At 58.9% G+C, this 12,311-nt stretch carries 13 protein-coding genes; 3 read left to right on the forward strand and 10 right to left on the reverse strand.

The genetic code is table 11. The annotated features are described in order from the left end of the window. Positions 1-2 precede the first annotated feature (2 nt). Positions 3-1,223: a tyrosine-type recombinase/integrase gene (locus FAZ95_RS00855; protein WP_137330700.1), complete on the forward strand. Its 1,221-nt coding sequence runs from the start codon at positions 3-5 to the stop codon at positions 1,221-1,223. Between the two features lie 263 nt (positions 1,224-1,486). Here the strand turns inward: FAZ95_RS00855 and FAZ95_RS00860 are convergent, their stop codons facing one another. From FAZ95_RS00860 to FAZ95_RS00885, 6 genes are all read right to left on the reverse strand, one after another. Continuing rightward, complete coding sequence (locus FAZ95_RS00860) at positions 1,487-1,966, reverse strand: 3'-5' exonuclease family protein (RefSeq protein WP_137330701.1); 480 nt, start codon at positions 1,964-1,966, stop codon at positions 1,487-1,489. A gap of 6 nt (positions 1,967-1,972) precedes the next feature. Next, positions 1,973-2,245: a hypothetical protein gene (locus tag FAZ95_RS00865; RefSeq protein WP_137330702.1), complete on the reverse strand. Its 273-nt coding sequence runs from the start codon at positions 2,243-2,245 to the stop codon at positions 1,973-1,975. A 15-nt stretch (positions 2,246-2,260) separates the two neighbouring features. After that, a complete protein-coding gene (locus FAZ95_RS39825; protein ID WP_254699771.1) occupies positions 2,261-2,638 on the reverse strand; it encodes a helix-turn-helix transcriptional regulator in 378 nt (125 codons plus the stop codon). Between the two features lie 718 nt (positions 2,639-3,356). Then, complete coding sequence (locus tag FAZ95_RS00875) at positions 3,357-4,040, reverse strand: hypothetical protein (protein ID WP_137330703.1); 684 nt, start codon at positions 4,038-4,040, stop codon at positions 3,357-3,359. A 1-nt stretch (position 4,041) separates the two neighbouring features. Beyond that, positions 4,042-4,818 carry a hypothetical protein gene (locus FAZ95_RS00880; RefSeq protein WP_137330704.1) on the reverse strand — a complete coding sequence of 259 codons (777 nt, stop codon included), beginning with the start codon at positions 4,816-4,818 and terminating at the stop codon, positions 4,042-4,044. 39 nt (positions 4,819-4,857) lie between these two features. Beyond that, a complete protein-coding gene (locus tag FAZ95_RS00885) occupies positions 4,858-5,391 on the reverse strand; it encodes a hypothetical protein (protein WP_137330705.1) in 534 nt (177 codons plus the stop codon). A gap of 1,858 nt (positions 5,392-7,249) precedes the next feature. On the opposite strand from FAZ95_RS00885, the gene FAZ95_RS00890 reads away from it, so the two are divergent. Beyond that, positions 7,250-8,611 carry a phage integrase N-terminal domain-containing protein gene (locus FAZ95_RS00890; protein WP_137330706.1) on the forward strand — a complete coding sequence of 454 codons (1,362 nt, stop codon included), beginning with the start codon at positions 7,250-7,252 and terminating at the stop codon, positions 8,609-8,611. A gap of 308 nt (positions 8,612-8,919) precedes the next feature. On the opposite strand, the gene FAZ95_RS00895 is transcribed toward FAZ95_RS00890, so the two are convergent. The 4 genes from FAZ95_RS00895 to tnpA are packed head-to-tail and all read right to left on the reverse strand — an operon-like array spanning position 8,920 to position 11,864. After that, entirely contained in the window at positions 8,920-9,516 is a 597-nt protein-coding gene (locus tag FAZ95_RS00895; RefSeq protein WP_137330707.1) for a plasmid pRiA4b ORF-3 family protein, read from the reverse strand. Between the two features lie 40 nt (positions 9,517-9,556). Beyond that, a complete protein-coding gene (tnpC, locus tag FAZ95_RS00900; protein WP_137330708.1) occupies positions 9,557-11,140 on the reverse strand; it encodes an IS66 family transposase in 1,584 nt (527 codons plus the stop codon). A gap of 29 nt (positions 11,141-11,169) precedes the next feature. Beyond that, positions 11,170-11,517 carry an IS66 family insertion sequence element accessory protein TnpB gene (tnpB, locus tag FAZ95_RS00905; RefSeq protein WP_137330709.1) on the reverse strand — a complete coding sequence of 116 codons (348 nt, stop codon included), beginning with the start codon at positions 11,515-11,517 and terminating at the stop codon, positions 11,170-11,172. After that, on the reverse strand, positions 11,514-11,864 hold the full coding sequence (gene tnpA, locus FAZ95_RS00910) for an IS66-like element accessory protein TnpA (RefSeq protein ID WP_137330710.1): 351 nt from the start codon (positions 11,862-11,864) through the stop codon (positions 11,514-11,516). The genes tnpB and tnpA overlap by 4 nt, the downstream gene beginning before the upstream one ends. A gap of 91 nt (positions 11,865-11,955) precedes the next feature. Here tnpA and FAZ95_RS00915 point away from each other — a divergent pair, with 91 nt between their 5' ends. Beyond that, positions 11,956-12,288 carry a cyclic-phosphate processing receiver domain-containing protein gene (locus FAZ95_RS00915; protein ID WP_137330711.1) on the forward strand — a complete coding sequence of 111 codons (333 nt, stop codon included), beginning with the start codon at positions 11,956-11,958 and terminating at the stop codon, positions 12,286-12,288. The last annotated feature ends 23 nt before the right edge of the window (positions 12,289-12,311 follow it).

Below are 12,311 nucleotides of genomic sequence, written 5' to 3' on the forward strand. Positions count from 1 at the left end.
CCATGGCACTTACTGATCTGAAGGTGCGCAACACCAAGCCCACCGACAAGCAGCAGAAGCTGTTTGACGAACGGGGGCTGTATCTGCTTGTTACCCCCGCCGGAGGTAAGTGGTGGCGACTGAAGTACCGGTTTGGCGGGAAGGAGAAGAGCCTGTCTATGGGCGTGTTTCCTGACGTCACGCTGAAGGAAGCGCGTGAGCGCCGGGACGCCGCTCGCAAGCTGCTGGCCAACGGCGTTGATCCAGGCATTGAGCGCAAGGTGCGGCGTGCTGGAGCGGCGGAGCGTGCGGCCAATAGCTTTGAGGCTGTCGCCCGAGAGTGGTTTGCGAAGTACAAACCGGGATGGGCAAAGTCCCACGCCGATAAGATCATGGGGCGCCTCGAGAAGGACGTGTTTCCGTGGCTTGGCGGTCGCCCCATTGCCGAGATTGCCGCCCCAGAAGTGCTTGCGGTACTTCGCCGGGTCGAAGCGCGCGGAGCGCTCGACACCGCACACCGCGTCCACCAGAATTGTGGCCAGGTTTTCCGCTACGCTATTGCGACCGGGCGAGCCGCGCGCGACGTCAGTGCGGATCTGCGCGGCGCGCTGCCGGCGGCGAGTCACACCCATTTCCCCTCCGTTACCGAGCCGTCCGAGGTGGCGGAGCTGTTGCGCGCGATCGATGGTTTTAAGGGTACGTTCGTCGTTCAGTGTGCGTTGCGGCTGGCTCCGCTGCTGTTTGTCCGGCCCGGTGAGCTGCGCACGGCCAAGTGGGCGCAGTTCGACCTAGACAAGGCACAATGGCGTTATACGGTCTCCAAGACCAAGACAGAACATCTGGTCCCGCTCGCCACACAGGCTGTCGTAATCTTGCGCGAGCTCCACGCGCTCACAGGCCGCTGGCAGTTCGTGTTCCCTGGCCGCGATCCAAAAAAGCCAATGAGTGGTGCTGCGGTGAACGCGGCACTAAGGCGGATGGGATTCGACACAAAGACGGAAATCACCGGTCACGGCTTTCGCGCGATGGCACGGACGATTCTGCATGAACATCTGCGCTTCCCGAGTGAAGTCATTGAGCACCAGCTCGCACACAAGGTACCCGACGCACTCGGTACGGCCTATAACCGGACAAAGTTCATCTACGATCGAATAAAGATGATGCAAGCGTGGGCGGACTATCTCGACGCCCTGAAGTCCGGGGCGGAACTTGTTCCAATCGATACGTTATCGCGAACGGCGTGATCCAGCGGACAGGCAGGCAGAAATTCCGCGCTGAAACCGTCGCCGGACCGCCGCGACGTGGCGTCCTTTTCTACGGATTTCGTGGCGGTCAACCGTAACCGTCCCGAATGGCCGACTGCAAGGTCTCCCTCGAATTCGCGAGCGCCGACTTCTTCTTGAAACACGACAAGCCCAACGTGGTACGTGCTGAACTCGGAAACCGGTAATCCGCGCTGTCGACTTTCAAACAGTCCCAAAAAGGGACTGTGAGCAGTTACAGGACATCAAATAAAGGCGCGGCAGTTCGCGCGGGCGTCGTGTAGCGCGTGATGCTCGTGGCCGTGCTCGGCAAAGTAGGCCGCAAGCCGTTGGTTATCGAGACGGGTGTAGACGTTTTCGGTCTTCCAGCCTTTCGGCAGTGGGCCGCCGATCAGATGTTCTACTAGATGAAGGTCGCCCACATAGTCAAAGCAGAGCACTGGCTTCGGCTTCGTGGGCACCTGGGCGAGCCAAGCGCGCAACTCGTGACGAAGCGCTTCGAAAGGCATTGCGCGGCCGGGAAACTGGCCGAGCTGCGGCAGCACCGTTTCACATACGAAGTCGCTGCACAGCGCGCACTCAAAGTCTGAGCGCTCGCCGTAGAACTCGCGGCCGTCCTCGCCAACGATCGCCACGCTGATGAGCTGACAGTCATCGAAAGAGGTGAACTCAGTATCGACGAAATAGCGGGGCTTGAACGGGGCACGCGGGCGATGGTTGATCATAAAGGCTCACCTTGCGGGGACGTGATGAAAACCGCCTGCTCGAGAAAATCGCGCGGTGTGGCAAGTGAGCCTAGCTAATAACTCGTGCTCGCCCCCGCCAGCTTGATGGACCGCGACGCACGAACCGAGGCAGTCTCGTTTGCGATAGCCGCCAGTGACGACTATCAGCTGTATCACGATCGCGATCGTTTTATTGAAGGCGGTTTCGTTGTCCTGCACGATAACGCGCGCATCAGGCGGCCTGGTTTTCAGGACGGCGATCAGTTGGGTGACGACCATGTGGACTTCCGGTCGTCAACTAGTCTTGTCGGTCTTCGCCGTCCGTGCCGGCTTCGAGATGACGCCTTTGAGGGCCGCCACGCCGTCAGCGGGAATTGCGTCAGCACTCGCCGATCGGCGCGCATCGGAATCTGCTTTTTCGGTGGTCACCTGCACTTGATATTCATTTGGATTTTTCATCCAGAGATGCACTTCCTCGTTCCTATACACTGTGCAACGTTGCGACCAGCGCTGCGGCTGGGGCGCACGACCCTGTTTCACCAGCTTGCGCCAAGTCTCGTGGGAGACCGGAATGAAGCGCTTCAATTGGCTCCACCGGGAAAATCCAACGGTCGGTAGAGTTTCAAGGGGCGCGTCGCCATCCGGTCGCCGATTAGCGGAATTGCTATTCATTTTTTTACCCCCTAACACTTTAAATTGAAGTTGAGTCAGTTTGCCTGTTTCAGTGGTCCTCTAGTGGTGGAAAAACGGGCTTTAATGGCGCACATTTAGTTGAAGTCGGGCGCATGAAGCCGCTATCAAGTAGCGATAGACGAAGCTGCGGCTGTAACCGAAGGCGTTCCGGCAGCATTCGAAGAAGGTCACGCTGTCGGGGATAACTCGATAAAGCTTTGCGGCCTTAGCTGGTTTAGGCATGTTCTTCCCGTTCCTTGCCTCGGGGCCTGGGAGCCGTTGCCAACTCGGACTTTGGCGCGTGGAAGCAATAATTTTGGAACGGGCGCTCTGAGGAAGTGAAGGCTGCGGGTAAAGCCGAGCTCGAACCGCAAATCCCACGTTTTGCGCCATCAACGCTTTGGCTTTTCTTTTGAAATCAAGGGTGTGCCCGTCCACTTTTGTCTCACGATGAGACGGCTCAGCCCGGAGGCGAATACCCAATCGGGCGCTGAGGGCGCGAGGGAGTTCAAGGGAGGTGCGGAGGGTGGCCGTCCCAGCAAGGAATGGCGCCGCGCGTGCTGGACCTTGGTCGGTTCTGGGGCTTCACGCCGAACGTTCGGGCGCTAGTATCGCGGGTACCGAGGGCGGGTTCAGTAGGGCAGGGCGCTGCGATCGCCGCATCGCGTCTCCCGAAAGCCGACGGCGGGAGGGACAAAGATGCGGTGGAGGCACGTCGTTATTGCGTTGCGTCTCGGAGGCGTAAAAGCAGAAAGCCAAACTCAACAATGGCCAAGAGCGTGATAGCTGGGGGCATGGCGTCAATGCACCACCGTCGAACGCGCACGAGGAGAGTGAGCACCCAAGTGAGTAGCCGCCGGGCGCGACTCGCGCCAGGTGGTGTGACTGGGATGGGGGGCTTACCGAGCACGGCGTCCTCCAGGTTGCGGGCCAAGACCTCACTGGCCGCGACCATGTCTGCGCACATCTTTGACGTACGCGACTCCGATTCCCTAATGAGCCTGGCTAGCTTGTCATCTGCCTTCGACGCATGGGCCTCCGAGTCTCGAACGAGCTTGATCAGTTTGTCCTCGGCAACGGACAAACGTCGATCGAGCCGCGTCGTTGCCGCCGTCAGCTCTTGAGTGACGAGCCGCTCCAGAGCGGCATAGCCATTTTCGTGGACCGCAGCAGATAGCTTCTCAATGACCCGGTCGAGCCGCACCCCTTCCTGCGCGGCAGCGAGATCGATGCGGGCCTCTGCGCCCGCCTCGCGGAGAAGCGCGATGAACTCCATTTGAGCGGCTAAGGCATGCTGATATTCGGTCAGGATCGCGCGTTGCTCCCGTTCGATCTGCAGAGTTCTGTCGAACAGGAGCGCTGTGCGAGCCTGCTCCTGCTCGGGTTTGGCCGGCGGATACATGCTATGCCACCCCCGACGGCTCGGTGGCCTTGGTCGGAACGACGATCGGACCAATGTTAAGCCGCTCATACACTCGGTCGAACACCCGGCTTGCTGCACGAGCCATCATCTGAACAGTGATCTTATTGACAATCTCAAGGCGCGCTGCGTCGAGTCTGCCTTCCGTCGCAGCAAGCTGGGCTTGATAGTCCGTCGTGTCGGCCATCAGCTCGGCCCACGACTTTCTCAACGAAACCATGGTTGAGAAGAGCGGTTGATTCTCAAGAAAGCATTCCGGGTCGACCTTAAGGCGAGGATCGGCGTCAGCCAGCGCGAAAAGGTAGTGAAACTGCATCTGGATGGGATTCACCTGCGTCGGCCTCGTCGCCTTGTTGAGGAGGATCCTCACGCGGTCGACGTCTAGGCCGGCGTCCAGCAGCGTGTGAATTGTCGTGACCGTTTCCGTTTGGGCACGCTGCGTGCGGTCGGTCGGGACAATTACATAGTCGAACATTTGCAAGGCACCCGTTTGCATCAGCCCATTCAGGAAAACAAGGAAACAGCTCGCGCCAACGTCGGTTACCGTGTTGCCCGGTGCCGCCGTCAGTGACGAGACATAGTGAGTGAAATGCTCAGGGTCAAAGCGCTTGACCTTCTGGCCAAACTGGGCGGCGTCCAGGTTCGTCGTCTCGACGGACAGCAGATCGCCTTCCCCCAGTCGGGGCATAAGCAGAACGCCGGCGAGCGCGCTCTTGCCGAGGCTGCCGCACGTGTGGATAACAAGAAAGCGTTTGGCCAATTTAGTTTTCCTTAGTGGTAGGGCTAGGCTGCGCCCGGGTCAAAGGGTTTCCTGGTACTGCTTCAGCAGGTAACGCGTGAATATTTCCTGGTTTTCCGGCGTGCTCCCATCACAAACGACCAGTTCAACCTGTTTAGGGAGAACGGGTGGAGCCGCCGCAGGGGGGGCCGCGGCGGAAGCGGTGTTTCCCCGACGCTTGTCGCCATCATAGAGTTGATTTTGGCTCGCATCGCCTTGAAAAGCAGCGCTTTTAAGGCCGTCATTCGATGCGTTGCTGACTTGCTTTTCCTTCGGGGTGGTCGGATGAACATCAAGATCAACAATCGTTTGATTCGTACTATCGACCTGAGGGCGATTGGAAATGCGCGTTTCATATTTGAGCGCCTCCCTTCGGAAGTGCTTTGCCACAGCCTGCTTTGAGACCCTGACTGACTCAAATGTCTCTAGGTACTCAGCGATGTCGGCACAGTTGTAGCCTGCCTCCCTCAACCTCTTCATCAGTTTGACGTACGGGCCCAACTTGCCAGTGCCAACGCGTGCACGACGTACTCGGAGAAATTCAACATCGTCCATTGCGTGATGACTCCGGTGGTGCTCGTCAACCGCGTGATTGCGAGCGTGTTAGTTCAGCGCAAGGAATTGTCGCCTCGTTTGACGCGATGTCGCAGACGAAAAGCGGCATGTTTGTACCTCGCATTCGCGAAACTCGGGCCGGTTGTAAACCGACGGAGACCCGCGGAAACCACAGGAAACCAGTGCGGCGGAATCTAATGGAGACCGCTGGCGGAACGGACGAAAAGCAGTGCCGCCCGGAGGAAAGCAATGGGAACCGATGTCGCCCGATGGAAAACACTCGACACCAACGAAAACCAATGGTGCAAAAGCACATCGGAAGGATCGCAGTACAGGCAGGCGGCGCCGATTGAATGCGTCGGAGTTGCTGGCCACTGGGGAGACCAGGTGATCCACCGTCGAAGGCCACCTGGAAGCGCGCGAACAACACGGTCCGGCAAGAAGTGGCTGCGGAACATCATGGACCATGGCTCATGGGACGATGAGCGTGCTCTGATGGCGGAAGGGGAATCGCGTGCGCAAAGAATTTCTGGCGGAGGCTCCGGTGAAGTCAAGGGAGCTTGGCGATTGGCATGAGAGACATGCGTGAACCATCGGAAACTGGCGGAACGCACAGGAAATATTCTGAAATTTAGATATGCAAACCGGACAACCTACGGAGACCTCAAATAACTAGCGACAACTTTTGGAAACCTGTCGAAACCTTGAGAAGCCGACAGCTCGCTCTGGGCATGAATCGAAAAGCTGATGGGTCAGACCAACCGTATCTACCCGTTGCGGGAGAAGCTACGTGAGCGAGAGAGAAGGAGTCGAACTGATATTCGCTTAAGGGAAGAAAGCAAAGCGCCGTTTCCAGACATATTTATTAATAAATCTTTAGGCGTTAGACGACAATTGGACACAGAGGTAAGGCAAACCCCTTGACCCGTGTGACTGAGCGCGAAGTTTTAGGCTACTAAACACACACAAACGCGTGGTCCAATTCTCTTCGTCGTCATATAGGAGCGGGCTGGAAGCGGCGCATAAGGGCGAGAGCGACGTTGCAAGTCCGACTGGACTGTGCTTTACTTCTGCCATCGCCACCCCCGGCTAGCCGGCATGCGTGTCGCGATACAGTATTTTCAACGAGCCGCCGATGCGGCAGCAGTACGTCCCTGAACTCGCACGGGACACCCTCAGATTCCGCGAAGCCATTCGCGCGAACGCTTTTTTGGAATCAACGCCCTGTGGGCGTTTTTTCAATCGATCGCGGTTAGACGACAATTGGACATAGAGGCAGGGCAATACCCTTGCCACGTGCAGCCGAGCGGGAAGTACTCGGCTACTAAACACACACAAACGTGTGGTCCAATTCGCACCCTAACCCATCCACAAACGGATGCCTCACCGTCCCAGCGACGGGCTGCGATTCATCGCGAGAGCGAGGGGATCGTGGGCGGCATCGCCTGCCTATCGGGGCGGGAGAATCAATCCAGCGAGCTACGTCGCGCTAGCTCTTAAACCACCGTCATCACGACGATGGACGCGCGCAGGTTGGCCAACCGTAATGGCCAGCGCCTAGTACGGCAACGTGCTGGGCAACTTGGTGACCGTAAGGGCCGAGCTGAGCAGGAAGAGTTGGTCCGCTTCCACTCGGAATCGAACATTTTAACGACGATCCGGCTTTTTCACGATGTGATATGCGGGAGTGCCAGCTCTCGGGTGCGCAGATTCAAGCGTACGAGCTCCGACCGACGGCGAGATCGGATTTGGGTGCCTGGTGAATATCGAGGCATGGGGTTCAAGGCGCGTGCGATGAACCAGCCACGCCAATGCCATCCCGGCACGGGCGTGGCACTTCACATTACGGGAGTGTGAGATGGCTAAGTATGAGCGCGAGATTGACGACCGTAAGGCGGGTGCCAGCAAATACGGTGGCGACAAAGTTGCAAGCGAAGCTAAGGGTTGGAGGGACCGAGTGCAAGAGATCATCACCGCGAACGTCCACAAACGAGTGAATGGCCGGGTTGCTTCGAACCGTACGATGGAGCACAACGCAACGGTGATCTTCTCTGCAATGAACACGCTGCACCGCCTGGGCTACCCGGTGAAAAACCCCTACAACCTGGGTGACAAGCATGTCAGGACGCTGGTTCAGCACTGGTACGAGGAGGATAAAGCTGCTTCAACGATGCGCAACGAGCTCTCCGTGTTGCGCAAGTTCTTCGGATGGTTGGATAAGCCCAATGTCGTGAAGTCGCTTGAGGAGTACTTGCCCGGCGCGAGCCCCGGACGCCTGACAGTCAGCTCGAGCGCAAAGGTGACGAAATCCTGGAGTGCGAACGGAATCAACGTCGAGGAAAAGCTCCAGCAGGCCTTCGAAATCGATGACCGCTTCGGGATGATGATCGGAGCCCAGTTGGCTTTCGGTTTGCGTCGCAAGGAGGTGATCTGTGTACGCCCATGGGTGTCCGATCAGCGTGACCTTGGTAAGGATGTGTTCATCTTGTTCACGCGCGACGGGACTAAGGGTGGCAAGCAACGACTCATCCCGATCGAGTTCCAGTTCCAAGTGCAAATCCTCGACTACATCAAGGAGCGAGTCGGCAAGCGAGACGCTATCGGCTGGAAGAAAACGATCCGCGGAGAGAACGCTGACCTAGAGAAGAACGTCAAGCGCTACAACTACTACATGTCCAAACTCGGCATCACGAAAGCAAGCTGCTCGGTGTGCGGGCATGGGCTGCGAGCAGAGTACGCCGAGAATTGCGCGCTGCTTGAAGGGTTCACACCCGCGACATTGGGCGGAATCGGTGACGAGATGACCCCCGACGAGCTGAAGATCGCGAAGATCCGCGTCAGCGAGCGTCTCGGGCACAGCCGTCCGCAGATCACGAACAGCTACTTCGGGTCCGCCAAGACCAACGCTAAAAAGGCCGCGGCGGCGGCCAAGGTAGAAGGGGCCGCTGAACCGGTGCCGCTCTTGCTCACTCATGCGAAGGCGGACGTACCGGCGGGGAACGAGCCGAACGAGACGCCGGGGATTACTGAGCCAGTCACGGAGGAAGTCGGGATGGCGGAGTTGAGGGCGAATATAGCGCCGCATGGGCTTGCCTTTTTCAACGGCTATTACCAGAACGCTCCGAAAGGCCGCAAACACCCGGACGATCTGGACACAATCCCGGCCAAAACCAAGGCAGCTGCTGACAAAGGGACATCCGACTGCGTCGACGGCGCGTAGCACCAAGCTCCGGTAAACAAGGGCAAAGAGAGTGCGAGTCGCCCACGTTGTCAACCATGTCACTCGGGAGGTGGTTAATCACGTGAGATGTCGTTCAATGTCGCGGTTACGGGAGGGTGAGGAGGGCGCGACGGAAGGACTATGTGCGGTCACGGTAAGGCGCCCTATGGCTAATGAGCGGGTGCTATGAGGGCGACGAACAAGTGACGATTTTCGTAGCGTATCCCAACTCTACCCGGCCAACGAGCCGGGACACGGAGGCGCTGGTCAAAAGTAAGCGTAGCGTCGACCGCGTCTTGACTGGGAATCTACTTTCCGCCCCAACGATTCCAAGCCATGCGTAAGAGCGTCGCGTTAGCGGCGCGCCGGTCGAACAATTCGGCATCGAAGTCGTGCCCAGCCCAGCGCTTATAGCCATTGGCCTCCTCGCTTTCGGGGTGTGCACGCAGCGTGTCGAGGAACGCCTGATATCCGAACGGACCGCCGACATCTTCGGGTGGGCATGCCCGAGCTCCGGCAATAACGTGTGGACAACCGCTCGGCTCGCCTTCGATGATCTCGACTTTCTCCACAACGATGTCGTGTTCCCAGCCGTCACCGAAGTCGTATTTGTAGACGAACCTCATGCCGGGGTAGGCAGCTTTCTCCAGCTTGGTCTTGCGATCATCGAAGGTGTTGTCCGGGTCCATCGATTCGAGCACGTCGTCGAGCTCGAACATGGCATAGGTCTTGTCGTCGATCTCGAACTCGTGCTGATGCGAGTCGGTCCAGCCGAATGCGGCCTGGAGGGTGTGATGTAGTCTGCGTAGCGAGTCGAATCCCTCGATCTGGATGCGGCGCCAGATGGGTGGGTTGATGTCGCGAATCTGAGCGTGAAGGGTATACAGTCGAAAGGACTTGGCCATGAGGTCAGCGAGAAGCGCAGGGGCGAACGGTATTATCGCCTCACTCCCCTTGAACCCTCACGTTCCATGGCAGCAGTTCACCGATGCGATTGATCGGGTGCTCTGCGATGCGCGCAAGCACGTGGCGCAGATACGCCTCGGGGTCGACATCGTTCAGCTTTGCGGTGCCGATTAAGCTATAGATCGCGGCGGCACGTTCACCACCGGAATCGGCACCCGCGAAGAGGTAGTTGCGGCGGCCGATGGCCACGCCGCGCAGGGCACGCTCGACTGGCAAATTATCGATCTCAAGTCGTCCGTCATAGCAATAGCGCGTCAACGCCTCCCAGCGATTGAGCGCATAGAGAATCGCCTTGCTCGTATCAGACTTGCGCGAGAGTGTAGCGAGCACCTCGCTCAGCCAGGCATGGAGCTGATCGAGTAACGGCCTGGCGTGCACCTGGCGATAGGCCCGGCGTTCATCGGGAGGCTTGCCGCGGATGGCCTCTTCGACTTTATAGAGTGCCCCAATTCGCTCAAGCGCTTCGGTGTTGAAGGCGTTTGGCCGAGCCGCGTGAAGTTCGTAGACCTGTCGTCGCGCATGCGCCCAGCAGGCCGCCTCGACTACGCGCCCCGTGTCGTATATCGCTTGATATCCGCTATACGCGTCGGCCTGCAGCGTGCCGGCAAATGACTCGAGATGTTGCTGCGGATGAATGCCTTTGCGGTCAGGCGTGTAGGTGAACCATACGGCAGCCGGCGTTGCATCGCCTGATGGCCGATCGTCGCGCACATACACCCATAGTCGTCCGGTCTTGGTCGTGCCGTTGCCGGGGGCGAGCACCGGTACGGGTGTGTCATCGGCGTGCAGTTTCGAGGCCGCCATCACGTGGCGCCGGATCGCTTCGACGAGGGGTTGCAGCAACGCAGCGCTATGGCCAACCCACCTGGCCAGCGTCGAACGCTCGAGCTCGACGCCTTCGCGCGCATAGATGACCGATTGCCGATAGAGCGGCACATGATCGCCGAACTTGGAAACGAGCACATGTGCCAGCAAGCCCGAACCCGCTAGGCCGCGTTCGATGGGGCGGCTCGGCGCGCTCGCCTGCGCGATGTGATCGCAGCACGTGCATGCGAACTTGGGCCGTACATGCCGGATCACCCTGAAGCTTGCCGGCACGTATTCAAGTTGCTCCGAAACGTCTTCGCCGAACTGCTTCATCGTGGCACCGCACTGCACGCACACTTCGGCTGATTCGGGGAGATATGTTCGCGTATCGCGCGGCAGATGTTCAGGTAGTGGTTTGCGTTGCGGTACCTGCGGCGCGCTGCGCGTCGTCTTCGGGATCTCGACGGGAGCGGCGCCTTCGTCGGCCTGCAGGTCCTCCAGGCGTAGCTCAAGTTGCTCGATCTGGCGATCCAACTTCTCCGACTTACGGCCGAACTGCATGCGGCGCAACTTCGCAATCAGCAACTTCAGGTGCTCCACTTCGGCAGCGCGCGAAGCGAGCGCAGCCTTCTGCGAGTCGACCGTCTCTTGCAGCGTGAGCACTTGCGCGTTGCGCTCGCGCAGCACCGCTTCCTGTGCGAGCAGCATGGCCTTCAGAACATCAATGTCGTCGGGAAGTGTGCTCGCGCGGGTCATGTCGGCAGTTTACGTGCCGGCCGAGAAGTTTACAACGCCGATGTGGGGCGTGCTGTCCGTACGGGCTGACGCCAGTCGATGCCTTCGAGCAGCATCGACAGTTGCGCCGGACTCAGACAAACGGTGCCGCTATCGGCTTGGGGCCATATGAAGCGTCCCTTCTCGAGTCGCTTCATCAGCAGGCACATGCCATCGCCACTCCACCACAGCACCTTGAGGAGATCGCCGCGCTTGCCGCGAAACACGAACACGTGGCCACAGAAAGGATCGCGCTCCAGCACCGTCTGGATCTTGGCAGAGAGGCTGTTGAAGCCGGCTCTCATATCCGTCACGCCGGCAGCCAACCAGACGCGCGTTCCGGCGGGCAGGCCAATCACGATGCTGACCGCAACGTCGCCAGCACCGTCCTGAGTACACCTAGGTCGAGCGGCCCGTCGAAGCGAACCCGCACGGCGCCGCACTCGACGATGAGACTTGACGTCACTTGAGCCGGCACGGGCAACTGCACGGGAATGAACGTTTCGGTGGGTTGAACTTGCGTGGTCGATTGGCGGCGCTCGTGCGCGCGACGCCAACGCGCGATCATGTTGGCATTCAAACTGTGCTCGTGCGCTACTTCCGCAATTGAGCGCGCCGGATCGTTCGCTTGCGCAACGACCATTGCCCTGAATTCCTTCGAGTAGTTCTTGGAGCCGCGTCGGCGTCCCGGTGCCTTCTCTTCCATCGTTCTAATTCCCACTAGATCTGGTGGGAATCAGATTGCCGACTTCCGGCCCTCACGAACAGACGGTGATGGCGCAACGCTTACGGTCAAAATGACAAACGATTGCTATCAACTATTCATCGACGACCTCCGCGACCCCGTATCATCTTCATGGGTAATTGCTCGCACGTCCGCGGAGGCCGTCGCGATGCTGGAAACTCGTGGATGTCCATGCGAGATATCTTTCGACGATGACCTTTGGGGCGACGATACGGCAATGGTCGTGGTCAAACGACCGATAGAAATCGACCTGGACGCCGCCGGTCGCTTCATTCCCGCCAACTTCGCATTTTCCGTGCATAACGCCAATCCACTCGGCAGGGAGAATATCGAGGGGCTGTTGCGTTCGTATCTGCATCACCGCGCTCATCAAGGTCCCGGCTAAACTCGAAGCAGTCAGAACACCAT

This window comes from Trinickia violacea, from assembly GCF_005280735.1.
GTDB lineage: Bacteria > Pseudomonadota > Gammaproteobacteria > Burkholderiales > Burkholderiaceae > Trinickia_A > Trinickia_A violacea.

What these genes read in the sequence shown, in the direction of transcription:
- FAZ95_RS00855 (WP_137330700.1), top strand. Translation starts at nt 3, where the DNA reads ATGGCACTTACTGATCTGAAGGTGCGCAACACCAAGCCCACCGACAAG.
- FAZ95_RS00860 (WP_137330701.1), bottom strand. Translation starts at nt 1,966, where the DNA reads ATGATCAACCATCGCCCGCGTGCCCCGTTCAAGCCCCGCTATTTCGTC.
- FAZ95_RS00865 (WP_137330702.1), bottom strand. Translation starts at nt 2,245, where the DNA reads ATGGTCGTCACCCAACTGATCGCCGTCCTGAAAACCAGGCCGCCTGAT.
- FAZ95_RS39825 (WP_254699771.1), bottom strand. Translation starts at nt 2,638, where the DNA reads ATGAATAGCAATTCCGCTAATCGGCGACCGGATGGCGACGCGCCCCTT.
- FAZ95_RS00875 (WP_137330703.1), bottom strand. Translation starts at nt 4,040, where the DNA reads ATGTATCCGCCGGCCAAACCCGAGCAGGAGCAGGCTCGCACAGCGCTC.
- FAZ95_RS00885 (WP_137330705.1), bottom strand. Translation starts at nt 5,391, where the DNA reads ATGGACGATGTTGAATTTCTCCGAGTACGTCGTGCACGCGTTGGCACT.
- FAZ95_RS00890 (WP_137330706.1), top strand. Translation starts at nt 7,250, where the DNA reads ATGGCTAAGTATGAGCGCGAGATTGACGACCGTAAGGCGGGTGCCAGC.
- FAZ95_RS00895 (WP_137330707.1), bottom strand. Translation starts at nt 9,516, where the DNA reads ATGGCCAAGTCCTTTCGACTGTATACCCTTCACGCTCAGATTCGCGAC.
- tnpC (WP_137330708.1), bottom strand. Translation starts at nt 11,140, where the DNA reads ATGACCCGCGCGAGCACACTTCCCGACGACATTGATGTTCTGAAGGCC.
- tnpA (WP_137330710.1), bottom strand. Translation starts at nt 11,864, where the DNA reads ATGGAAGAGAAGGCACCGGGACGCCGACGCGGCTCCAAGAACTACTCG.
- FAZ95_RS00915 (WP_137330711.1), top strand. Translation starts at nt 11,956, where the DNA reads ATGACAAACGATTGCTATCAACTATTCATCGACGACCTCCGCGACCCC.